Origin of the sequence: Fulvimarina endophytica, from assembly GCF_003403015.1 — a bacterium.
GTDB classification, from domain to species: domain Bacteria; phylum Pseudomonadota; class Alphaproteobacteria; order Rhizobiales; family Rhizobiaceae; genus Fulvimarina; species Fulvimarina endophytica.
Genome location: NZ_QURL01000002.1, coordinates 168,192 through 191,388 on the forward strand (window position 1 = coordinate 168,192; position 23,197 = coordinate 191,388).

At 65.1% G+C, this 23,197-nt stretch carries 21 protein-coding genes; 10 read left to right on the forward strand and 11 right to left on the reverse strand.

Features of this window, described 5'->3' with window-relative positions; genetic code table 11:
- Positions 1-71: 71 nt before the first annotated feature.
- From rpiA to DYI37_RS04220, 6 genes are all read left to right on the forward strand, one after another.
- Complete coding sequence (rpiA, locus tag DYI37_RS04195) at positions 72-767, forward strand: ribose-5-phosphate isomerase RpiA (RefSeq protein WP_116681967.1); 696 nt, start codon at positions 72-74, stop codon at positions 765-767.
- Between the two features lie 105 nt (positions 768-872).
- Complete coding sequence (locus DYI37_RS04200) at positions 873-1,490, forward strand: DUF2059 domain-containing protein (protein ID WP_116681968.1); 618 nt, start codon at positions 873-875, stop codon at positions 1,488-1,490.
- Positions 1,491-1,573: 83 nt separating this feature from the next.
- A complete protein-coding gene (gene gor, locus DYI37_RS04205; RefSeq protein ID WP_116681969.1) occupies positions 1,574-2,968 on the forward strand; it encodes a glutathione-disulfide reductase in 1,395 nt (464 codons plus the stop codon).
- A gap of 2 nt (positions 2,969-2,970) precedes the next feature.
- On the forward strand, positions 2,971-3,618 hold the full coding sequence (locus tag DYI37_RS04210) for a gamma-glutamylcyclotransferase family protein (RefSeq protein WP_116681970.1): 648 nt from the start codon (positions 2,971-2,973) through the stop codon (positions 3,616-3,618).
- Positions 3,619-3,694: 76 nt separating this feature from the next.
- Complete coding sequence (locus tag DYI37_RS04215; RefSeq protein ID WP_116681971.1) at positions 3,695-4,162, forward strand: YtoQ family protein; 468 nt, start codon at positions 3,695-3,697, stop codon at positions 4,160-4,162.
- A 247-nt stretch (positions 4,163-4,409) separates the two neighbouring features.
- The gene (locus DYI37_RS04220; RefSeq protein WP_116681972.1) at positions 4,410-5,798 is read left to right on the forward strand and encodes a class II 3-deoxy-7-phosphoheptulonate synthase; all 1,389 of its coding nucleotides are present in this window, start codon (positions 4,410-4,412) and stop codon (positions 5,796-5,798) included.
- A gap of 126 nt (positions 5,799-5,924) precedes the next feature.
- Here the strand turns inward: DYI37_RS04220 and tmpT are convergent, their stop codons facing one another.
- Together tmpT and DYI37_RS04230 are read right to left on the reverse strand one after the other, a co-directional pair.
- Positions 5,925-6,563: a thiopurine S-methyltransferase gene (gene tmpT / locus DYI37_RS04225; RefSeq protein WP_116681973.1), complete on the reverse strand. Its 639-nt coding sequence runs from the start codon at positions 6,561-6,563 to the stop codon at positions 5,925-5,927.
- A 23-nt stretch (positions 6,564-6,586) separates the two neighbouring features.
- On the reverse strand, positions 6,587-8,677 hold the full coding sequence (locus DYI37_RS04230) for a putative bifunctional diguanylate cyclase/phosphodiesterase (RefSeq protein ID WP_245413770.1): 2,091 nt from the start codon (positions 8,675-8,677) through the stop codon (positions 6,587-6,589).
- 408 nt (positions 8,678-9,085) lie between these two features.
- On the opposite strand from DYI37_RS04230, the gene DYI37_RS04235 reads away from it, so the two are divergent.
- Complete coding sequence (locus tag DYI37_RS04235; RefSeq protein ID WP_116681974.1) at positions 9,086-9,517, forward strand: L,D-transpeptidase; 432 nt, start codon at positions 9,086-9,088, stop codon at positions 9,515-9,517.
- A gap of 186 nt (positions 9,518-9,703) precedes the next feature.
- Positions 9,704-11,017: an O-antigen ligase family protein gene (locus DYI37_RS04240; RefSeq protein WP_158555081.1), complete on the forward strand. Its 1,314-nt coding sequence runs from the start codon at positions 9,704-9,706 to the stop codon at positions 11,015-11,017.
- A 58-nt stretch (positions 11,018-11,075) separates the two neighbouring features.
- Here the strand turns inward: DYI37_RS04240 and leuB are convergent, their stop codons facing one another.
- Both leuB and DYI37_RS04250 read right to left on the reverse strand, forming a co-directional pair.
- On the reverse strand, positions 11,076-12,191 hold the full coding sequence (gene leuB / locus DYI37_RS04245; protein ID WP_116681976.1) for a 3-isopropylmalate dehydrogenase: 1,116 nt from the start codon (positions 12,189-12,191) through the stop codon (positions 11,076-11,078).
- Positions 12,192-12,291: 100 nt separating this feature from the next.
- Positions 12,292-14,463, reverse strand: a complete 2,172-nt coding sequence (locus DYI37_RS04250) for a malate synthase G (RefSeq protein ID WP_116682386.1) — start codon at positions 14,461-14,463, stop codon at positions 12,292-12,294.
- 233 nt (positions 14,464-14,696) lie between these two features.
- On the opposite strand from DYI37_RS04250, the gene DYI37_RS04255 reads away from it, so the two are divergent.
- Together DYI37_RS04255 and DYI37_RS04260 are read left to right on the forward strand one after the other, a co-directional pair.
- Positions 14,697-15,086, forward strand: coding sequence for a BLUF domain-containing protein (locus DYI37_RS04255; RefSeq protein ID WP_116681977.1), 390 nt, complete (start codon positions 14,697-14,699; stop codon positions 15,084-15,086).
- A gap of 559 nt (positions 15,087-15,645) precedes the next feature.
- Complete coding sequence (locus DYI37_RS04260) at positions 15,646-17,037, forward strand: M20/M25/M40 family metallo-hydrolase (RefSeq protein WP_116681978.1); 1,392 nt, start codon at positions 15,646-15,648, stop codon at positions 17,035-17,037.
- Between the two features lie 73 nt (positions 17,038-17,110).
- Here the strand turns inward: DYI37_RS04260 and DYI37_RS04265 are convergent, their stop codons facing one another.
- The 7 genes from DYI37_RS04265 to thpR form a co-directional block, all read right to left on the reverse strand.
- Entirely contained in the window at positions 17,111-17,926 is an 816-nt protein-coding gene (locus DYI37_RS04265) for a metallophosphoesterase family protein (RefSeq protein WP_116681979.1), read from the reverse strand.
- Complete coding sequence (locus DYI37_RS04270; protein WP_116681980.1) at positions 17,923-18,714, reverse strand: 4'-phosphopantetheinyl transferase family protein; 792 nt, start codon at positions 18,712-18,714, stop codon at positions 17,923-17,925. The genes DYI37_RS04265 and DYI37_RS04270 overlap by 4 nt, the downstream gene beginning before the upstream one ends.
- Positions 18,707-19,189: a hypothetical protein gene (locus DYI37_RS04275; RefSeq protein WP_116681981.1), complete on the reverse strand. Its 483-nt coding sequence runs from the start codon at positions 19,187-19,189 to the stop codon at positions 18,707-18,709. The genes DYI37_RS04270 and DYI37_RS04275 overlap by 8 nt, the downstream gene beginning before the upstream one ends.
- A gap of 252 nt (positions 19,190-19,441) precedes the next feature.
- Positions 19,442-20,701: a dual-specificity RNA methyltransferase RlmN gene (gene rlmN / locus DYI37_RS04280; protein ID WP_116681982.1), complete on the reverse strand. Its 1,260-nt coding sequence runs from the start codon at positions 20,699-20,701 to the stop codon at positions 19,442-19,444.
- A gap of 307 nt (positions 20,702-21,008) precedes the next feature.
- Positions 21,009-21,515 (reverse strand): invasion associated locus B family protein, encoded by a 507-nt coding sequence (locus DYI37_RS04285; protein ID WP_116681983.1) that lies wholly within the window; start codon positions 21,513-21,515, stop codon positions 21,009-21,011.
- A 352-nt stretch (positions 21,516-21,867) separates the two neighbouring features.
- On the reverse strand, positions 21,868-22,242 hold the full coding sequence (locus DYI37_RS04290; protein WP_116681984.1) for a YkvA family protein: 375 nt from the start codon (positions 22,240-22,242) through the stop codon (positions 21,868-21,870).
- Positions 22,243-22,452: 210 nt separating this feature from the next.
- Positions 22,453-23,046 (reverse strand): RNA 2',3'-cyclic phosphodiesterase, encoded by a 594-nt coding sequence (gene thpR, locus DYI37_RS04295; protein WP_116681985.1) that lies wholly within the window; start codon positions 23,044-23,046, stop codon positions 22,453-22,455.
- Positions 23,047-23,197 lie beyond the last annotated feature (151 nt).

Below are 23,197 nucleotides of genomic sequence, written 5' to 3' on the forward strand. Positions count from 1 at the left end.
GCCCAGTCCCGGAAAGACCCGGCGGCCGGGCCGGTGCCCATCCGGCCGAGAGCTCAATGAGGAGATCGTCCATGTCCGACGCCGCGTCGCTGAAGAGGAAAGCCGCCGAGGCCGCCGCCGCGGAACTCACGGACGGCATGAATATCGGAATTGGCACGGGGTCGACGGCCGAGGAATTCGTCCGCGTTCTCGCCGGAAAGGTGAAGGACGGATTCACGATGATGGGCGTCGCCACCTCCGAGCGCACGGAAAAGCTCTGCAGGGAACTCGGCGTGCCGTTGAAGACGCTCGACGAACTGCCGATCCTCGACGTCACCGTGGACGGAGCGGACGAGCTCGATGGCGATCTGCGCCTCGTCAAGGGCGGGGGCGGCGCGCTTCTTCGCGAAAAGATCGTGGCGTTCGCATCCACGAGGATGATCGTCATCGCGGACCGATCCAAAAAGGTCGAGACGCTGGGCGCGTTTCCTCTGCCGATCGAGGTCAACGGTTTCGGGCTCACCTCCACCTTCATGGCCATCAGACGGGCCGGCGAGAAGCTCGGGCTCGAGGGCGAGATCGTGCTGCGGAAATCAGGGGACGATCCCTACATCACCGATAGCGGCCATTTGATCCTCGACGCATCTTTTGGCCGTATTCCCGACCCAGAAGCCCTCGACGCCGCGCTGAAGGCGATCCCCGGTATCGTCGAGCACGGCCTCTTCATCAAGCTGGCAGATCTCGCCATTCTCGCCGGCGAGGACGGCATCGAGACGATCGAGGCTTGACGGACCGGCGGCCATCGCCGACCTCCGACGACCACATGACAATGACGAGAGCGCGGGACTTGAAAATCGGCCGGCGCATCCAACCACAGGACGGAGACTGAACTCTTGCGTACCAAAGACTTCGTTTCGGCGCTCGGCGCCATCGCGCTTCTCGGGACGGCCCTCGCCACGACACCGTCCTTCGCCCAGGACGCGGGCGCAGCGCCCGCTGCGAGCGAGCAGCAGCAGCCGGCGGAGATCTCCGAAAGCCATCTCGCCGCCGCCCGCAAGGCGGTGGACGCGATCGGCGCGAGCGACGAGTTCGACAACATCCTCCTCAACGCCGCGACCCAGACCAAGGCGGAGTTCATCCCGAACAATCCCGATCTCCAGACCGAGATCTCCGACATGGTCGACGAGAAGGCGATCGAGCTCGCGCCGCGCCGCGCCGCCCTCGAGACCGAGATCGCCCGCGCCTATGCGAGCCTCTTCACCGAGGAGGAGCTCAATGAGATCGCCGGGTTCTACAGCACCGAAGCCGGCCGCAAGCTTCTCGAACTGGGCCCCCGGGCCGCGCGCGAATCGCTGGGTGCCGCCAATGTCTGGACCAATGGGATCCTGCGCGACCTGCGCCAGGCCTCGCTCGAAGGCATGAACGAGATCTACGCCGCCCAGGCGGGTGAGACCCCGGCGCCGGCAGAGGGTGCTGCGGAAGGCGCTGCGGAGGGCGGATCGCCCCAGTAATTCGCTGCTTCGAAACAGCGCGATTGAGAACACCGCCGTCCCGACTAGGTTGCGTGTGACGACGTGACAGACAGGACGGGACGATGACAGGCTACGACTACGATCTCTTCGTGATCGGCGGGGGCTCGGGCGGCGTGCGCGCTGCCCGGCGGGCGGCCATGCTCGGAAAGAAGGTGGGCATCGCCGAGGAGTACCGGTATGGCGGCACCTGCGTGATCCGGGGCTGCGTGCCGAAGAAGCTGATGGTCTACGCCTCGCGCTTCGCCGACCATTTCGAGGATGCCGCCGGCTACGGCTGGAACGTGGGGACCCGCGAGTTCAGCTGGGAAACCCTCATCGCCAACAAGGACCGCGAGATCGACCGGCTCGAGACAATCTACCGCTCGAATCTCGAAAAGGCCGGCGCCGAACCGCTTCTCAGCCGCGCGGTGCTGAAGGGGCCTCACGAGATCGAGCTCACAGAGACCGGCCGGACGGTAACCGCCGACAAGATCCTGATCGCCGTCGGCGGCCGGCCCAATCCGCATCCGGATCTGCCGGGCGCCGAACACTGCCTGGTCTCGGACGATCTGTTCCACCTGAAGGAACTGCCGAAGAAGCTCGTCATTCTCGGCGGCGGCTACATCGCCGTCGAATTCGCGAACATCTTCCTCGGTCTCGGCACCGACGTGACCCTCGTCTATCGCGGCCAGGAGATCCTTCAGGGCTTCGACGACGACGTGCGCAGCAGCCTGCACCAGCAGATGAAGAAGAACGGCATGTCCGTGCGCTGCCGCGAGACCTTCACGGAAGTCCGCCAAAAGCCCGATGGCGGCTTCCAGACCGTGCTCTCCAGCGGCGAAATCCTCGATGCCGACCAGGTGCTCCTGGCGATCGGGCGCAGCCCGAACACGGAGACGCTCGGCTGCGAGGCGGCCGGCGTCGAGCTCGACGAACGCGGTGCCATCAAGGTCAACGACCATTCCCGCACATCGGCCGAGAACATCTATGCGATCGGCGACGTCACCCATCGCATCCAGCTGACGCCGGTCGCGATCCACGAGGCCATGTGCTTCGTCGAGACCGTGTTCAAGAACAACCCGACCCAGCCGGACTATGACAGCGTTCCGACGGCGGTCTTCTCCCATCCCGAGATCGGCACCGTGGGGCTGACCGAGGCGGAGGCAGCGCAGCGCTTCGAGGAGGTCGCGGTCTACAAGACGGACTTCAAGCCGATGAAGCACACGCTGTCGGGCCGCGACGAGCGGACGCTGATGAAGATCGTCGTCGACCGGGAGACCGACCGCGTGCTCGGCGTTCATGTCCTCGGCGAGGATGCGGGCGAACTCGCCCAGGTCCTCGGCATCGCGGTCAAAGCACGGCTGTCCAAGAGCCAGTTCGATGAGACCATGGCCGTTCATCCGACCGGCGCAGAAGAGCTCGTCACGATGTACGAGCCGAGCTACGTGCTGCGGAAGGGAGAGCGGATCGCCGCGTGACGATGACGCAGAGGCCTCCCATCCATCCCGATGCGCCCGAGCTGGCGGAGCTTGCGGCCGAGGGGCGGGTCGTCGCCTATTTCGGCTATGGCTCGCTCGTCAATCCGCGGACCCTTCGCACGCGCTTCCTCGCGATCCGGCGTGCGGCCGCCTTCGGCTGGCAGCGCGTCTGGCTTCCGAGAAGCCGCGATGCGGACATGGCTCTCCTGTCGGTGCAGCCGGCGGAGGGCCAGACGATCCAAGGTGTCGTGGTCTACGATCTCATCGACAACCTGCCGAGCGTCGACCAGCGCGAGGCGAGCTACGAGCGCCGTACGATCCCGCCCGAGCGGATCGTCATCGAGGACGCGCCGCTCGCCGACGTCACCGTCAACATCTACGAGGCCGAGCCCGATGCCGAGCAGGCGGACGAGGCGGGATGCGCGATCCTTCAGAGCTATCTCGACGCGGTGATGCAGGGCTTTCGCGATCTCTACGGCGAGGAGGGCCTGCGCGCCTTCGTCGAGCACACCCAGGGCTTCGAGACGCGGCTTCTCGCGGATCGAAAGGTGCCGCGCTATCCGCGATCGGTGACCCTGCGCGACGGTGAGGCGGAGCTGTTCGACCGCCTCGTCTTCGCGCGCGGTGCCATGGCGTTCGACCCCAGCTGAGCGGCTGCGCCCCGAGCGGGAAGACGAGAGTTCGTGCGGGAGCGGCGGGCCGATTGCAAAGAGAGGAAACCAAACGATGAGCGAGAAGATCTGGAGGGTCTACCTGTCCGGCGAGATCCATACGGACTGGCGCGACGAGATCGCCGCCGGCGTCGAGGCCGCAGGGCTTCCCGTGCGCCTTTCGGCACCGGTGACCGATCACGAGGCCTCGGACGATTGCGGCGTCGTCATCATGGGGGCGGAGAGCGACAAGGTCTGGCACGACCGCAAGGGCGCCCTCCTCAATTCGATCCGCACCTCGACCCTGATCGAGGAGGCCGATATCGTGGTGGTGCGGTTCGGCGAGAAATACAAGCAGTGGAACGCTGCCTTCGATGCCGGCATGGCGGCGGCCCTCGGCAAGAAGCTCGTCGTCATGCACCAGCCCGAACATGCCCATGCGCTGAAAGAGGTCTGCGCCGCATCGAGCGCGGTCGTCGAGCGATCGGAGCAGGTGGTCGAGATCCTTCGCTACGTGATCGGCGGCACGCTGCCTAAGCGTTAGATCCCGTCCACGGGCCGCGCGAGCGCTCCGTCTCCGGCAGGGGAGGCCACTCGCGCCCCCAGGGCCAGGGCCGGTTTCGCGTACCGTGACAAAAGCTTGTGGAAATGCTTAAACGCCCGGAAAATCGGTCCTGAGGACCCCGCGCGCCTGACCCTTCGTGGCATCGGGCGTGCCGGATCCATGGGACCGATCATCAGGACGACAGGAAGGCCGGCTGCACCAGGTCGGCCGCAAGGAGTTTTCACCAATGGGCGAGACATGGACGCCGTCGAGCTGGCGCAAGCTTCCGATCGAACAGGTTCCCGATTATCCCGATCCCCATGCGCTCGCGCGCACGGAGGAGCGCCTGAAGAGCTTCCCGCCTCTCGTCTTCGCCGGTGAGGCGCGCAAGCTGAAGGCGGCGCTCGGCGAGGTTGCCCATGGCCGCGGTTTCCTGCTTCAGGGCGGTGATTGCGCCGAGAGCTTCGCCGAACACGGTGCCGACACGATCCGCGATTTCTTCCGTGCCTTCCTGCAGATGGCCGTCGTCCTCACCTTCGCGGGCTCCAAGCCCGTGGTGAAGGTCGGCCGCATCGCCGGCCAGTTCGCCAAGCCGCGTTCCTCTGGCACCGAGACCAAGGACGGCGAGACCCTGCCCTCCTATCGCGGCGACATCATCAACGGGATCGACTTCAACCCGGATTCGCGCATTCCCGATCCGGAGCGGCAGGTCGCGGCCTATCGCCAGTCGGCGGCGACGCTGAACCTCCTGCGCGCCTTCGCGCAGGGCGGCTATGCCGATCTCGAAAACGTCCACAAATGGATGCTCGGTTTCGTCGCCGGCAGCCCCGAGGCCGAGCGCTACGGGCGGATCGCCGATCGGATCACCGAAACGATCGAGTTCATGAACGCGATCGGAATCAATTCTAAGACCAATCGGGCGCTTCAGGAGACCGATTTCTACACCAGCCACGAAGCCCTGCTTCTGGGTTACGAGGAGGCGCTGACGCGCGAGGACTCCACGACCCGCGGCGAATGGTACGCGACCTCCGGGCACATGATCTGGATCGGCGACCGCACGCGCCAGGAAGATCACGCCCATATCGAATACTGCCGGGGCATCCGCAATCCGATCGGCCTCAAATGCGGCCCCTCGATGGACCCGGACGGATTGCTGCGGATCATCGACAAGCTGAACCCGGCCAACGAGGCGGGCAGGCTGACGCTGATCACCCGCTTCGGCCACGAGAAGGTCGAGCAGCATCTGCCGGCGCTCATCGATGCGGTCCAGCGCGAGGGCCGCACGGTCGTCTGGTCCTGCGATCCCATGCATGGCAACACGATCTCGCAGAACAACTACAAGACGCGGCCCTTCGAGCGCATTCTCGCCGAGGTGGAGCGCTTCTTCGCGGTTCACGAGGCCAAGGGCACCCATGCCGGCGGCATCCATATCGAGATGACCGGCAAGGACGTGACCGAGTGCATCGGCGGCGCGCGGCCGGTGCTCCCCGAGAACCTCTCGGACCGCTACCACACCCATTGCGATCCCCGTCTCAACGCCAATCAGGCGCTCGAACTCGCCTTCCTTGTGGCCGAGCATCTGAAGAGCGGAACCGGCGTTTCGGTGTCGGACAAACAGCGGCAGGCCGCCGAGTAGGGCGGACGGTCGGCGGCCTTTCGGGCGTTCGCGGACCCACAGACGAGGCTCCCGTCGATCGATCCGGTCGGCGGGGGTTTTTCGTTGGAGGCTCGTGAATTTATCGCGCGGGTCCGATCCGCTGCTTCAGCGCCGGGTCAGGAGCCAGGCCGCCTGATCGACCGCTTCGCGCCGTTTCAGCCCGCCCGGCACCCGTCCGCGTTCGAGAAGCGCGATCTTGTGGGTCGCGGCATAGAGGTGATCGATTTCGGCCGCCTCCACGCTGAAGGGCGGTCCGTCGAACAGGGCCTGGTCATATTCGAATGTCAGGCAGAGCTGGGGCGCCGCCACGCAGATATCGACGAGGTGCCGGGCATAGTATGCGCGCATCTCGCGGGGCAAGGCGACGATCGCCGCCCGGTCGTAGACCGCGTCGATCTCGCCGAGGGTCTCCCGGTCGAGCGCGAAGAGATCGCCGAGAAAGATATCGATCCCCGGTGCGCCGTAGTGGGTCAGGCGACCGGCCTCGGAGATGCGAGGTGTCAGGCCGAGATCTTCGAAGAGGTCCGAGACGGCGATGGGGCTGAGATCGATGCCGACGATCCGCATGCCCTGCGCGAGGAGGTAATGAATGTCGATCGTCTTGCCGCAGAGCGGCAGGAAGATGCGGGATCCGGGCTGAAGGTCGAGCACCGGCAGGTGTTTCACGAGAAGGGCGTTCGGCCTGCCTTCGTGAAAGGCGGTCTCCCGCTTCTCCCACCGCTCGTGCCAGAATGCATGCTCCATCGGGGCCCCCGGTCTTGCGTGGATCAGGCCGAAGCGCGCCTGTCCTCGCGGCCATCTTGTCCGAGATCGGGGCCTGCGTCACCCTCGATGGGTCGCGCATCGCCGGTCATGCGAGCCGTGGCGGTGGATGCGGGCTCCTGCCGGCCCTCCTCGTCACCCGATCGCGGGTCCGAATGGTTTCGGCGAAACTGGCGCAGGCTCTCGATCGCAAGCTCTTCGGCGGGAACGGGTCGGCCGAAATAGTAGCCCTGGATCTGGTCGCAGCCGCATTCGCGCAGCATGTCGACCTGCACCTTCTCCTCGACACCTTCGGTGACCACCTTCATGCCCATGTGATGGGCCATCGACACGATGGTGCGCACGAGCTGCTCCACCTTGGTCTCGCCTCGCGCCATGGCGAACATGAAGCTCTGGTCGATCTTCAGCTTGTCGAAGGGGAAGCGCCAGAGATAGCTGAGCGAGGAATAGCCCGTTCCGAAGTCGTCCATGGCGATCTTGACGCCCAGACCGCGGAGCGCCTTCAGCTGCCGCAGGACGTCGTCCGAGCGCTCGAGAAGAAGGGACTCCACCACCTCGAGTTCGAGCCGCTTGCCCTCGATGCCGGCCGCACTGATCGCGTCGGCGACGATGTTCAGGAGGTCGCCGTCGACGAACTGGACCGTGGACAGGTTGACCGAAACGAAGATCTCCTGCGGCCATTGCGCGACCTGCCGTGTCGCCTCCTGGATGACGAAGGTCCCGATGCTCTTGATGTAGCCGCGAGCCTCGGCGATCGGGATGAACTCGCTCGGCGGGATCGGCTTGCCTTCCGCGTCGCGCAGTCGGATCAGCGCCTCGTAGCCGAGAACCTGGTTGTCGAAGCCGCAGACCAGCGGCTGGTAGTAGAGCTCGAACCCGTCGCTCTCGATCGCATGGCGCAGCCGGGCCTCGATCTGGCGGCGGCGGTGATTGTCCTCGTCCATCCAGGCTTCGAAGAAGACGAGATCGTCCTGCTTGGACGACTTGTGTCGCATATGGGCGAGTTCGGCGTGCTTGACGAGCTCGGTATGGCTGCGCCCGTCGCCGGGGACCATGGCGCAGCCGATCGAGATGCTCGGCTTGACCATCTCGCCGCATCTCTCGATCGGCTCGCAGAGCGCATTGGTCAGTCGGCGGGCGAAGGCGCGGGCATCGTTCAGGCTGCCGAGGCGCCGGCGCAGCACCGCGAAGTCGTCCGGCCCGATCCGCGCGACGAGGTCGTCCTTGTGGCACAGACCGGCCAGCCGCGCGGCGATGATCTTCAGGATCTCGTCGCCATTGGCCTGGCCGAGGCTGGCATTGATCTCGCCGAGTTCGTCGAGATCGATGAAGAAGAAGCCCATGCGTTCGCGCGTGGCGCGAGCCGTCATCATCAGCGTGTCGGTTTCGGCATGCATGGAGGCGCGGTTGAGAAGCTGCGTCAGGCTGTCATGGCTTGCGAGATAGGCGATGCGGGCGTCGGCTTCCGCGATCCGGCGACGGCGGATGAGGAAGGCGAGGATCGGCACGCCGGTCGCAGCGAGGAAAATCAGTCCGGTATAGGCGAAGGCCTTGAAGAGCAGGCCCGTGAACATGGCATGGCTCGCGGTCGGGTCGGCCTTCACCTGAAGGAAGCCGATTCGCTCGCCATTGCGCAGGAGGGGGCGCAGGACGGAGGAGATGTTGTGCTCTTCGTCCGGGACGAGGACCCGCCAGTTCCCGGTCTTCTCCAAGATGGAGGACGAGAGCGAGTCCTTGCTGCTCATTCCGCCGGGACGGTCCCGCAGCAGCCAGTCGTACCGATCCGAGCGCGACGTATAGATCTCGTCGCCCGTTCGATCGAAGATCGAGAAGCGGGTGATTCCCGACAGATTGGCGATCTTGCGGATCGTGGCCTCGACATCCGGGTTGCGGCTGATTCCCGTGAGAAAGGCGTCGACCGCATCGGGCTCCGACACGAGGAGGTGGGCGAAATTGTCGGTTCGGCCCGCGACTTCCGTCTCCACGATCTCGTTGATGGTCTGCGAGCCGACGTAAACGACACCGACCATCACGAAGATCGTGATCGCAAATCCACCCGCGATAATGGCGATGTTTCGTTTGAGTGCTTGAAGCACAGTCTGCCTGCCTGACGGTTTCGTGTCCTGACGGCGAACTTAGGCAGCAGAAGTAAAATTTTTTTCAAGCTTAACGGGCGAGTCCGATGCGTTCGCATGTGCGGATGCGGAACGGGACAGGTATTCGTCAGCCGGTTCCTCTTGATCTGCGATGTCCAAAAGCCCGCGACAAGGGTGGTTTCCAATCGTTCAGCGTCCCATGGTCGAGGTCTGCGGTCCGGGTCGCCGGTATAGAAGCGGTTGAAAATGCCGCAGGCCCGCAAATTTCGTAGCCGGGAAAGCAAACGGTTCACGATATGGACTCTTCATCGGAAACGTCGAAGATGTGTCGAAAAGACGTCCAAAGCATGATCGGCATCGACATCCGTCCATGCCCAGTCACCGAAGATTTCGGCTGGAGCCCATTTCATGAAGACTTTGACGATTCTCTTCTGTCTCTCCCTCGCATTCCTGACCGCAGGACTGACGCGCGGCGCCGAAGCCCGGCTGATCGCGAAGGTCGATCTGTCCTCCCAGAGCATGACCGTCTCCGACAACGGCAAGGTTCTCTATCGCTGGCCGGTCTCGACGGCGCGCAAGGGATACCGGACCCCGACCGGTACGTGGAGCGCCAAACGCGTCCACCGCATGTGGCATTCGCGCAAATACGATATGAGCCCCATGCCCTATTCCGTCTTCTATAACGGCGGCTACGCGATCCATGGCACCGGCGCGATTTCCAAGCTCGGGCGTCCGGCCTCCCATGGCTGCGTTCGTCTCCATCCGGCCAATGCGAAGCGCTTCTACAACCTCGTTCGCAAGCACGGCATGAGCAATACGCGGGTCGTCGTCCAGCGCTGAACAGGGCGACGTCCCTTTCTTCCGCCCCTGAGGGAAGAGGCGGAAGAGGCTGTCCGGAAGGGGCCTTAGGGGTCCGCTCCGCCTCCGCCTCGTTTCAACACGATGCCCGCCGAAACCTCTCGTTAACCATGTCTTAGGTCCGCCTGTGCTTGGATGCCGGCTGTCGAACGGCGAGATTGGCGGCCCATGCACGACGAAACGATCAGGTCCGGTGCCATCGGCCCCGCATTCGAGCATCGCGTGCTTTCGGCGGCGCGAACGCTGGCGGCCATCGCCCTCATCACGCTTCTCGTGATGACGCTCGTGCCGTTCCCGATGGGCTACGAGGCGACGCCGGTCGAGAGCAGCAATCCGGTGAACAAATACGGCTACGCCTTTTTGGCGGCGGTCGCGCTCATCGCCCATCTCCTGTTCACCGATAAGCGCGTCGCGCTGACCCTGCTGCGCCCGGCCTGGCTCGTTCTGGCAGCCTGGCTGCTTCTGGGCTCGTTGAATTCGATCTGGCCGGATCTCGCCTTCCGCGCGGCCCTCTTCACCCTCGCGGCCATGGTCGCGGCGACCGGCGCCCTGTCGCTGCCGCCCGATGCGAGAGCCTTTCGCCTGTGCCTGACGGTCATGGCCCTCCTGGTGCTCGGCCTCTGCTATTTCGGCGTCCTGTTCTATCCGGCTGCCGCGATCCATCAGAGCTTCGAGATCGAAACCCAGAACTCCGGGCTCTGGCGCGGCATCTACAGCCACAAGAACGTGGCGGGCCAGGTGATGGCGGCGCTCGGCTTCGTCGCCGTCTATCTGTGGCGATGCGGTGATCGCAAGCTGGCTCTCTTGATCGGTCTCCTGAGCTTCGCCTTCGCCTACAAGACCGGGTCGAAGACGACGCTCGCGCTCATTCCGGCCGTGATCGTCATCGTGCTCGCGGGCCGCGTCTTCGGCAGCCGCATCCTGCCGGTCTTCCTCGTGCTCGCGGCCGTCACGCTTCTCGGTCTGATGACGCTCGGCAGCGTGATGAGCGATACGCTGCAGAGCGTTCTCGACTGGTTCCTGCCGGGAACGACCTTCACGGGCCGCAGCGATCTCTGGCGGTTCACGCTCGAACTCATGCAGTCGCGCCAATGGCTCGGATTCGGCGTCGATTCCTTCTGGCCGGGACCGATCGTCCTCACGGCCGAGCCGCCCTTCGAACTCGCCTGGGACCCGCGCGGCATCGTCAACGCCCATAACGGCTATTTGGATCTGGCGATCGCGATCGGCTGGCCCGGCCTTGCCATGGGCGTTCTCGTGCTCGTCCTCCTGCCGATGAAGGATTATGCGCGCTGTGTCGCCGGCCGGGACAATCAGGTCCTCGCCGATCTCTTCCTGATGATCCTGACCTTCATGCTGCTGAACTCCTTCCTGGAGTCCTTCCTCTTCGAACGCGGCAATCCGAGCTGGATGCTGACCTGGATGTCGGTGGTGGGCCTGCGTCTCCTTGCCCGCCACAGACTGCAACAGGATGCGGCCTGAGGCCGGGGCCTCGACGCATCCTGTCTTAGTCGCCTTCGATATCGGCGTCTGGCGCGGGTCAGGCCGCGAGGCGGGTGCGGAAGCGCTCGGCGATCGCATCGCCCATCTGCGAGGTTCCGACCTTCTGGCAGCCCTCGGCCATGATGTCCCCGGTCCGGATGCCGTCCTCGAGGGTCTGCGCGATCGCGGCGTCGAGCGCGTCGGCCTCGCTCTCCATCGCGAAGGAGTAGCGCAGGCACATGGCGAGGGAGGCGATCATGGCGATCGGATTGGCGATCCCGCGACCGGCGATATCGGGCGCCGAACCGTGGACCGGCTCGTAGAGCGCCTTGCGCCGCCCACTCGCCTCGTCGGCCTTGCCGAGGGAGGCCGAGGGAAGCATGCCGAGCGAACCCGTCAGCATCGCCGCGATGTCGGACAGCATGTCGCCGAAGAGATTGTCCGTCACGATCACGTCGAACTGCTTGGGCTCGCGCACCAGCTTCATGCCGCCGGCATCGGCGAGTTCGTGTTCGAGGGTGAGGTCGGGGAACTCCTCGCGATGGATGCGCGTCACGGTCTCGTTCCAGAAGACGCCGGTCTTCATGACGTTGCGCTTTTCCATCGAGGTCACCTTGCCGCGCCGCGTGCGGGCGAGCTCGAAGGCTGCGCGCGCGATCCGCTCCACCTCGTAGGTCTCGTAGACCTGGGTGTCGACGGCGCGCTTCTGGCCGTTGCCGAGATCGACGATCTCCTTGGGCTCGCCGAAATAGACGCCGCCGGTCAGCTCGCGCAGGATGAGGATGTCGAGCCCTTCGATCACATGGCGCTTGAGGGAGGAGGAGTCGGCAAGGGCGGGATAACAGATCGCCGGGCGCAGATTGGCGAAGAGCTCCATGTCCTTGCGCAGGCGCAGAAGCCCCGCCTCGGGGCGCTTGTCATAGGCGACGCCGTCCCATTTGGGCCCGCCGACGGCGCCGAACAGAACGGCATCGGCGCCCATCGCAAGACCCATGGTGGCCTCGCTGATCGCTTCGCCGCCGTCGTCGAAGGCTGAACCGCCGACGAGCGCGGTCTCGGTCGCAAAACCGGTCGAGCGCTCGGCATTGAGGATGGCGATCAGCTTTTCGGCCTCCGCCATGATTTCAGGACCGATGCCGTCGCCGGGAAGGAGAAGAAGTCTGCGCTCGCTCATGGGAAAACCGTTCGTGATGTCTGATGATGAAACGATCGAAGCGCCCGCGCCGGGATCGCGACGGATCGGGCGACGGGCGCTTCGGATATCTTAAGAGGGCTCAGGCCGCCCGTTCGGCCTTCTTTTCGAGCCGGCGGGCATGGAGGATCGGCTCGGTATAGCCCGAAGGCTGGACCCGGCCCTTGAACACGAGATCGCAGGCGGCCTTGAAGGCGATCGAGGAATCGAAGTTCCCGGCCATGGGCTCGTAGTTCGGATCGCCCGCGTTCTGCTCGTCGACCTTCGCGGCCATCTCCTTCATGGCCGCCATGACCTCGTCTTGCGAGACGACACCGTGATGCAGCCAGTTGGCGATGTGCTGGGAGGAGATGCGGCAGGTGGCCCGGTCCTCCATCAGGCCGACATCGTTGATGTCGGGGACGGTCGAGCAGCCGACGCCCTGGTCGATCCAGCGGACGACATAGCCGAGAATGCCTTGCGCATTGTTGCGCACCTCGTCCTTGATCTGCTCCTCCGGCCAGTTGGCGCGATTGGCGAGCGGAATGGTGAGGAGGTCGTAGAGGATCGCCCGGCGGCCCTTCTGCGCGATCGCCTCCTGCCAGGACAGGACGTCGACCCGGTGATAATGGGTCGCATGCAGGGTCGCGGCCGTGGGGGAGGGCACCCAGGCGCAGTTCGCGCCGGCCTGGGGATGACCGACCTTCTGGTTCAGCATGTCGTTCATCTTGGCGGGCGCCGCCCACATGCCCTTGCCGATCTGTGCCTTGCCGCGCAGACCGCAGGCAAGACCCACATCGACGTTCCAGTCCTCATAGGCCTTGATCCAGGTGCGGTCCTTCATCACCGTCTTGCGGACCACGGGGCCGGCTTCCATCGAGGTATGGATCTCGTCGCCGGTGCGATCGAGGAAGCCGGTATTGATGAAGAACACCCGGTGCTTCGCCTCGCGGATGCACTCCTTGAGGTTGACGGTCGTGCGCCGCTCCTCGTCCATGATGCCGATCTTGATCGTGTGGCGGTCGAGACCAAGGGCATCCTCGACGCGCGAGAAGATCTCGTCGGCGAACTTCACCTCGGCGGGGCCGTGCATCTTCGGCTTCACGATGTAGACGGAGCGCGAGCGCGAATTGCGCAGGCCCCCCATCTTCTTCAGATCGTGGATCGCGATCATCGTCGTGATCATCGCGTCCATCATGCCTTCGGGCGCCTCGGACCCGTCCTTCAGACGGATCGCCGGATTGGTCATCAGGTGACCGACATTGCGCACGAGAAGGAGCGCGCGGCCCGGAACCGTGAGGGTCGAGCCGTCGGGCGCGGTATACTGCCGATCCGGGTTGAGCTTGCGGGTGACGGTCTTGCCGTTCTTCTCGAAGCTCTCCTGAAGGTCTCCCTTCATGAGGCCGAGCCAGTTGCGATAGACCGTGACCTTGTCGTCGGCATCCACCGCCGCGACCGAATCCTCGCAGTCGCAGATGGCGGTGACGGCCGATTCGAGCACCACGTCGGCGACATTGCCGCGATCGTTCTTGCCGATGCGATCATTGGCATCGATTCGGATCTCCACATGCAGCCCGTTGTGCTTGAGGAGGATGGCCGTCGGCGCCTCGGCATCGCCCTGATAGCCGACGAAGGCGAGCGGGTTCTTGAGCCGGGCCGTCTTTCCGTCGCCGAACCGCGCGATCAGCGTTCCGTCGGAGACCGTGTACTGCTCCACGTCGATATGGGAGATCCGGTCGAGGGGCGCGACGCCGTCGACGAAGCTTTTCGCCCAGGTGACGACGCGGGCGCCGCGCGCGCGGTCGTATTCGCCCTTCGGCGGCTCGTCGCCCATGGCGTCGGTGCCGTAGAGGCCGTCATAGAGCGAGCCCCAGCGGGCATTGGCCGCGTTGAGGAGGTAACGCGCGTTCATGATCGGAACGACGAGCTGGGGGCCGGGAACGAGGGCGATCTCCGGATCGACGTTCGCGGTCTGGATCTCGAAGCTCTCACCCTCGGGAACGATGTAGCCTATCTCGCGCAGAAAGGCCTGGTAGGCCTTCGCATCGATGGGCTTGCCGCGCTGGTCCCGGTGCCACTGGTCGATCTTTTCCTGAAGGTCCTCGCGGACGGCGAGGAGGTCGCGGTTCTTCGGAGCGAGATCGTTGAGCAGCGACGAGAAGCTCGACCAGAACGCGTCCGACGTGATCCCGGTCTCGGGAAGCGCTTCCTCATCGATGAAAGTCTTGAGGGTCGTCGCGACCTCGATGTCGTTCACGGCGGTCATTTCGGTCATGAAGATGTCCTTGTCGTCGAGTGTTCGCGCAAGGAAATCGGCCAATCCCGGCCCCGAGTCAAATACTGTATAAAGTCCGCTCGCCCCATTTCGTCCGAACGGCCGCCGCGCGCACGTGTCGCCCCCGCCGAACCGCCGCTTTGACGCTCTGAACGAAGGTTCATATATACGGCCGGAGCGGGAGACCTCGCTCATCCCTTCACCCTTCCTATGAGCCGATCCCGCGTTTCTTCATGACAGCCACCGGTCGCATGCGTCACATCACCTATAGCAGCATCGCCAACGGCCTGAGCCGCGAGGAATTCCGACAGATCGTCGCCTATTCCACCGAGCACAATCGCAAGCTTGGGGTTCGCGGGGTCATCGCCTTCGACGGACGCGTCATCACGCAGATCCTGGAGGGCGACGGCGAGACGGTGGACGACCTGTTCAAGATGATCAGGCGCGATCCGCGCCACGAGGGCGTCGTCCTGATGACCCGCGTCGATATCGACGAGAGCCAGTTCGCCAGTTTCGGAATGGCCAATCTCAGCCCCTCCGAGGTGTTCCTGATGTCCTCGGCGATCGTCGAGCGCTATGGCGACGGTGATCGTTCGGACGATCCTCTCGTTCTCGACTACTGAGGACGCGGCATCTCCGTTCGAGCCTGATCGCCCGCGCAAGAGGGGTGATCCAAATGACACAGTTCGTCAATTCTCGTGATCGATCGGCTTGTGTCCCCGCGATTTCCATGCTTTTTGTGAGCGCTGATCTGCTCACACTCTTGTGACGTGCCGTCGTTCGACGTGCGCTTGATTTTTTTCATTCGAAGTCGCATCTTTTCCTCAACGACGTCAGAAACGTCGCAGCGGCTCTAAAGCATGTCCCCCGCTTTATCGCCGGCTTAAGAGCGCCGTGGTCCTTATCCCCCTCTCCGGGACCCCCGCTCATCAGAAGACCAAGAGAGTCGCAGCGGCGTATCCCCCTCCAGGCCCTGCGGCTCTCTTGTCGTTTCCGGGGTTCCTATTTTCACTCCAGTCCTTCCTGAAGGTCGGCGGGGCCGGTCCCGTCGCGCCCGGCCTGTCATCGGTACCATGGCAGATCGCCGGCCGGACATCCGAACGCATCCGGTCGAATATGGTTTCCTTTTGCGCCCGATGCCGTAGGTTCGCCGCGATATCACGACCGATCAGGACCCACCCCATGGCTTCACTCGACAGCGTCCTCAGCTGTATCGACCTCAATCTCGATCGCTCGCTCGACCGGCTGTTCGATCTTCTGCGGATACCCTCGATCTCGACGGACCCGCGCTATGCGGAGGATTGCCGCAAGGCTGCGGACTTTCTGGCGGGCGATCTTGCGGCCATCGGATTCGAGGCCTCGGTGCGCGATACGCCCGGCCATCCGATGGTGCTCGCGCGCCATGAGGGTCCCGCCGGCGCACCGCACGTTCTCTTCTACGGCCATTACGACGTCCAGCCGGTGGATCCGCTGGAGCTGTGGACCAGCGATCCGTTCGATCCCGTGATCCGCGAGGACGCGAACGGACGCAAGCGGATCGTCGCGCGGGGGGCGGCCGACGACAAGGGCCAGCTGATGACCTTCGTCGAGGCCTGCCGGGCCTACAAGGCGGAGACCGGCTCGCTGCCCTGCGGGGTCACCATCCTCTTCGAGGGCGAGGAGGAGTCCGGCTCGCCCTCGCTCCTGCCCTTCCTCGAAGCCCATCGCGCCGAGCTGAAGGCCGATGCCGCCCTCGTCTGCGACACCAATATGTGGGACCGCGACACGCCGGCGATCTCCACGGGCCTGCGCGGTCTCGTCGGCGAGGAAGTGGTCGTCAAGGCCGCCAATCGCGATCTGCATTCGGGCTATTACGGGGGCGCTGCCGCAAATCCGATCCGCATCCTGTCGAAGATCATCGCCGATCTTCACGATGCCGACGGCCGCGTGACGCTTCCCGGCTTCTACGACGGCGTCGACGAGGTGCCGGACGACGTGAAGGCGCAGTGGAACGCGCTGAACTTCTCCGAGAGCGATTTTCTGGGCGAGGTCGGCCTCTCGGTGCCTGCCGGCGAGACGGGGCGCTCCGTCCTCGAACAGACCTGGTCGCGCCCGACCGCGGAAGTCAACGGCATGATCGGCGGCTATACGGGCGCGGGTTTCAAGACCGTGATCGCGGCCGAGGCCAAGGCCAAGATTTCCTTCAGGCTCGTCTTCCGCCAGGATCCGGCCGCGATCCGCAAGGCGTTCCGCCAGTTCGTCGAGGACCGCCTCCCGGCCGATTGCACCGCCGAATTCCACCCCCATGGCGGCTCTCCGGCCATCCAGCTCCCCTTCGACAGTCCGTGGATCGCGGCCGCCAGCGAAGCGCTGTCGCAGGAATGGCCGAACAAGGCTGCGATGATCGGCATGGGCGGCTCGATCCCGATCGCCGGCGAGTTCAAGAACCAGCTCGGCATGGAAACCCTGCTGGTCGGCTTCGGCAATGGCGACGATGCGATCCACTCGCCCAACGAAAAATACGAGATGAGTTCGTTCCACAGGGGGCAGCGGTCCTGGGCGCGCATCCTCGACAGGCTCGGCCGCGGCGTCTGAGCGCCATCCTCCAACTCGTCGTGTCTCCGCACGGGCCCGAAAATCCAGTCCAATTTTCGGGCTCATGCGCCGGTCAGGCCGGCAGGATCTGCCTGACCGCCATATCCGGCTCGGGTCGGCGCCCGCGCCACTGCTTCGGATAGCCGAAGGACACCTCCTCGAATGCCGTCCCGTCGAGGCGGCGCGAGGAGGGGATGTGGATATGGCCGGAGACGACGGCGCTCGCGCGATAGCGCCTGTGCCAGTCCTCGGTCTGCCGCGTGCCGCACCAGATCGAGAAGCGCGGGATGCGCGGCGTCGCCGCCATGTCCTCGCGCAGGGGCCAGTGATTGACGAGAACCGTCGGCAGGCCGTCATCGAGCGCGTCGAGCCGGCCGCGCGTCAGCGCCACGCGCTCCCGGCACCATTCGCTTCGCGAACCATGGGGGGACGGCGACAGGAAGAATTCGTCCGAGCACAGGACGCCGCTTTCCCGTGCCCATCCAACGGCATCCTCAAGCGCGATCTCGGCAGGTCGGAACGAATAGTCGTAAAGCGTGAACATCGGGCAGAGCCGAACCGGCCCGCCTTCGAGATCGAGAACGGGATAATCGTCCTCGGGCGTCAGCACTCCGTATTCGCGGCAGATCCCGAGAAGTTCGCCGTATCGCTCGGCGCCGCGGACCGTCTCGGTGCCGGGACGCGTCCAGAGTTCGTGATTGCCGGGCACCCAGGCGAGCCTGCGGAACTTCTTCGAGAAGAGCTCGAAGGCGAAGCGGATATGCTCGTTCTTCTCGGCGACATCGCCGGCCAGGATCAGCCAGTCGTCCGGCCGCGCACGGATCTCGTGCATCGCCTCGCGGTTTGCGGCATGGCCGAGATGGAGATCGGAGAGGGCGAACAGCCTCACGCGAAGGCCTCGCAAACGCGCGGCCGGATTTCCCGTGGCCCCGCGACGAGGGGAATGGTCTCGAAATAGCGCGAGGCCTTGAGGGCGGACGGGACGGCGAGCGCCAGCCGATGCCCGTCGCCGATGCATCGGCGCTCCAGCCGCCAGCGGCTCGCATGGTCGTCGATCTTTTGCGTGAAGGCGATCTCCGGCGGTCGGCGCGAACAGTCGAAGCCGAAGCCGTCGAGCGGCAGGGCAAGGCCCATGCCGCGCGCCTTGATATAGGCCTCCTTCAGGGTCCAGAGCGCGAAGAAGCGTTCGGTTCGCTCCGATAATTCCTGCGCATCGTCGATCCAGTCGGCTTCGGTGGCGGTGAAATAGCGCCGGGCGACATCGGCATCCGGCGCGCCGCGCGCGATCGTCTCCACATCTACGCCGATATCCTCGCATGCGGCGACCGCGAGGGCGACGAGGCCGCGCGTATGGGAGAGGTTGAAGAAGAGGGGCGAGGCTTCGGCTCCCGTCGAAGGCCAGTCGATCGCCGGCCGGCCATAGGCATTTGACGTAAAGCGCCAGTCCGTCGGCGCGATCTCTGGCCGGCAGGCCGTCAGCCGCAGACGCAGGAGCGCCCGGCCGACCAGGAATTCGAGCCGCGCGCCCTCCACCTTGAAGCGATCGTGACGGCTCGCCTCCGCGGGATCGAGCAGGCCGACATAGGCCTGCCTCGTCTCGGGCGGGACACGGTCGAGCGGCGTCAGGTGGATGCGGACGTCTTTGCCTGCACTGCGAAGGGCGAGGGGTTCAGGCATCCTTCCCGTCCGGGTCGATGGCGGCCTGTGGGGCGGGCTCGGCCCTGCGTGATCTGCGCAAGGGGCGCCACGCCCCGGCCCTGCGCCCGGCGACCACCCAGTAGGTGAGCGCGAAGACGGTGCCCGAGATCAGGATCGCGGCCTGGATGGAGACGCTCGGCGGCGGGCTGCCATAGGCGACGAGGATGATCGCGACCGATCCGACGAGACCTGCGACGAGGTGCAGGACGAGCGAGTTCAGCCCGAACATCTCGGTCAGCGCCATGAAGATGGTCCAGGGGATCAGCAGCGTCGAGCCGATCTGCCCGCTCTGGGCCCAGAAGGCGAAGGCCGCATCGATATAGGCGAAGGGCCGGTGCATCTCGGGGGTGTCGGCGAGATCCAGATAGGGCCACAGGATGGTGAAGGCGCTCGTCAGGCAGGAGAGGACGAAGGCGAAGGGGATGACGATGAGGAAGCGCAGGACGGTCGCCATGGATCAGACCGCCGCCTTTCGAACCGGGAGGGTGCGCACCGCGCGGAGCGGCCTCGTTCCCGCCGGATATCCGGGAAACCGGCTCCGGCGTTCAGATCCTCTGCTATGCACGCGAAGCAGCGCCCCCGATGCGGCGAGCGCTGGGTGACATGGGCAGGCCGGACGGGCGGGAATGGAGGACATCGTCATACCGCACCGACATATGGGAGGGAGCGAGCCATTTCGAGTGCGGCATGCCGCACCGCAGGGCCCTCAGGCCTCGCCGTTGCCGGAGAGTTCGAGGATGCGGGCCGATTCCATCCGCTCGCGGTCCGTCTTGCGCATCCGCTCCGATTCCGACTTCAGCTGGCCGCAGGCCGCGAAGATGTCGCGGCCGCGCGGCGTGCGGATCGGCGAGGCGTAGCCGGCCTGGTTCACATAGTCGGCGAACCGCTCGATCTGGTCCCAGTCGGAGCATTCGTAGCGCGAGCCCGGCCAGGGATTGAAGGGGATGAGATTGATCTTGGCGGGAATGCCCTTGAGCATCCGCACCAGATTGCGCGCATCCTCCATGGAATCGTTGACGCCCTTGAGCATCACGTATTCGAAGGTGATCCGCCGGGCATTGGAGAGCCCCGGATAGTTGCGGCAGGCCTCCAGCAGCTTTTCCAGCGGATACTTCTTGTTGATCGGCACGAGCTCGTCGCGCAGTTCGTCGTTGACGGCATGGAGCGAGATGGCGAGCATCACGCCGGTCTCCTCGCCGGCCCGCACGATCTCCGGCACGACGCCGGAAGTCGACAGCGTGATCCGGCGCTTGGAGACGGACAGCCCGTCGCCATCGGACATGACGCCGAGGGCGGTCGCCACATTGTCGAAATTGTAGAGCGGCTCGCCCATGCCCATCATCACGACGTTGGAGACGAGCCGGCCCTCGTTCGGGACGATCGCGCCGGCCGGCGTGTCGGCATCGGGGAAGTCGCCGAGCCGGTCGCGCGCGAGGAGCACCTGCGAGACGATCTCGCCCGCGGTCAGATTGCGCACGAGGCGCTGGGTGCCGGTGTGGCAGAAGGTGCAGGTGAGGGTGCAGCCGACCTGGGAGGAGACGCAGAGCGTGCCCCGGCCTTCCTCGGGGATGTAGACGGTCTCGACCTCCACGGGCCGACCCGCGCCGCGCGGCGGAAAGCGGACGACCCATTTGCGGGTGCCGTCGACGGAGACCTGTTCGGTGACGATCTCAGGCCGTGCGATCTCGAACGCCTCGGCGAGCTTCGTGCGCAACTCCTTGGAGATGTTCGCCATCTGCGAGAAGTCCGAGGCGCCGCGCACGTAGAGCCAGTGCCAGAGCTGCCCGACGCGCATGCGACGCTGCTTCTCCGGTATGCCGATCGTGCCGAGTGCCTCGGCGAGTTCCTCGCGGCTCATGCCGACGAGCGACGGCTTCTCGGCGCCGGCGCCGGCGCCTGCTGCCGATCGCGCGGAGACGGGAGCGGGCCGGTTGGCCGGATCGGCGAGATCGAGTGTGGCGGACATCGGGAGCACGGGCCTTGTTCTGACGTCGGATGAGCGGATCGGTCGACACGCACCGCCAAGGGCGCATGAACGGTGTCGGACCGGACGCAAACATACGGAATTGCCCTGCTAGATGCCGTTTTCGACGCCCAAGTTCAACCCGTCGCCGTCACGAGAAGCTCTCGAACGGCTCCGACCGCGCATTCGCACGGCTCCGACGAGACCGGCCGAACGCGAAGAGAGCGCCGCGGCGGAACCGGGCGCTCTCTTCAAGTCCAGACTTCGGGTCCCTCGCGCCGTCGCAGGGAGGCGGCGCGCCGAAGACCGCTTACTTGCAGTCCTTGATCGAGTTCAACGCGGCGGTCACGCCCGACAGGGAGTAGGTATAGGAGGTGTTCGTGCCCCGGGCCGAGGTCGCGGAGACCTTCATGGAACGGCCGGCCCGCAGCGCCGCGATGAGCTGCGGCTCCTGCGCCGCATTCTCCATCCAGGCCGATTCCTGCTTGGAGAACATCGAATATTTCTTGCCGTCCACGTCCACCTCGACCTTCGCGCCGTCCTTCAGCGCGTAGCCCATGACGACCTGCGGCTCGTAGGCGATGCCCTGGCCCGGCTTCTGGGAAATGAGGAAGAAGATGTCGCCATGGTCCACATTGGCCGGCTGCATCTGCTTGGGCGTCGACAGGATGTAGCACACCTTGCCGCTCTGGTCGTTGTAGGCGTAGGTGCCCCAGTCGTTGTACTGGTTCATCCGGGTCGGTGTCTGCGCGGCGCTTGCGGCACTCGAGATCAAGAGAATTGCCGCCGTCGCAGTCAGGAGTTTCCGAAAGGTCATGGTTCCCCACTTCGATTGCGTGTTCCGTGAAGCCTGGACGGCTTCCTGCGCGCCCCCGGACGGTTTGCCGCTCCCCGAAAGGCATCGCCTGAAGCCATCAATTGCACGGCCTGCCTTTACCGCAGGTTAACGATGGCATGTCTTCGCGTTCATAAGGCTTAACGCGAGCGGCGCGCATGCGTCGATCCCGGCTTCAGGGGCGGTCGCGAGGGCGGCCGTCCCCGGATGCCGGGCGATCACGTTCGATGAAAAACGGAAAGAATCGGGCGAGAGTGCGGCATCCCCGCATCGATCGCCGGGCAAAATGTCACGAGCCGGCGGCCCGCCGCATGGCCGGGCGACCCGCGCGATCTCAGAGGCCGTCGAGTGTCTCGCGGGCCCGGTCGTAGTGTTCCGGCTTGATGTTCGACTGAACCGCCCGGAAGGCTGCGAGCAGGACGGCGATATCGTCGGTGAAGCCGAGGCCGAGGAACATGTCGGGGATGATGTCGAAGGGCAGGACGAAATAGGCGAGGGCGGCGAACAGGATCGTCCGGCTCATGGCCGGGGTGCGACTGTCGAGGGCGCAGTAATAGGAGGCGACCACATCCTCCATGAAGGGGATGCGTTTGAGGTTCGAGCGCACCTTGTCGAAGAAGGATGCGCGAACGGTCCTCTCGTTCTCCTCCCGCTTCTCGCGGCTGCCCGGGCGCAGAATGTCCTGAATGCGGCTGCTGTCGAGCGCCATCGTCGTCTCCCGGTTCTGGTCGCTGCTTCAGATGGGACGCGCGCGGGACTTCCTCAAGGGCGGCCTGTCGCCGCGCATCGAAAGTGCAAGACCAGCGGTCATGGGAAAGCATCGCCTTCGAATGTCCGCTGGCAGCCCGAGCGGCATCCGAGCCCCTCTATGGACGTGGATTGACCCGAGGGGGCCATTCGTTCGTCCGGCGGCATCAGGTCAGGTGCGGCCGGATGCCTGCGAGACCGCCCCGTCCTCGTGGTCGGTCCACTCGGCCCCGCCGAAGAGTTCGAAGCCTTCTTCCAGGATGTAGGGTCCGCCGCCGGTGGAGGCCTTCGACGAATACAGCCCGAAGCGCTTTACGCGGAAGGAGGGCGAACGATAACCGCCCTTGAGCGTCAGGAACTTCGCGACATCCGCATCCTTGGGCTGGCGAAGGCGCGCGATCGTCACATGCGGCGTGAACTTGCGGCCATCGGCGGGCAGGCCGAGGCGCTTGGCGATGCGGTCGATCTCGCCCTGGAGTTCGACGAGTTCCGGTGTCGGCTTCACGCTCGCATGGATCGAATGGGGCTTTTTCGGCGTGAAGGCGCCGAGGCCCTGAAGCGTCAGATCGAAGCTCGGGCGCTCGATGCGATCGAGGGCCTCGACCAGTTCGTCGGCGGTTCTGGGCTCGATGTCGCCGAAGAAGCGCAGGGTGAGGTGATAGTTTTCCGGATCGATCCAGCGGGCCGAGGGCAGCCCGCCCGTCAGGAAGCCCAGCGTCGTTGCGACCGTCTGAGGAACGGGGATTGCGGTGAAGAGGCGGGGCATGAGCAGTCTCCGTTCGTGAAAGGCGGCGGAGGAATGGTCGCGGCATGGAGGCTTTCATCGATCGAGCCATGCCGCAAGGGGGAAGCCGGTTTGCGCACAGCTCACTTCCGCATCGCACAATGGACAATTAGGTATTGCATCAACGAGCGAT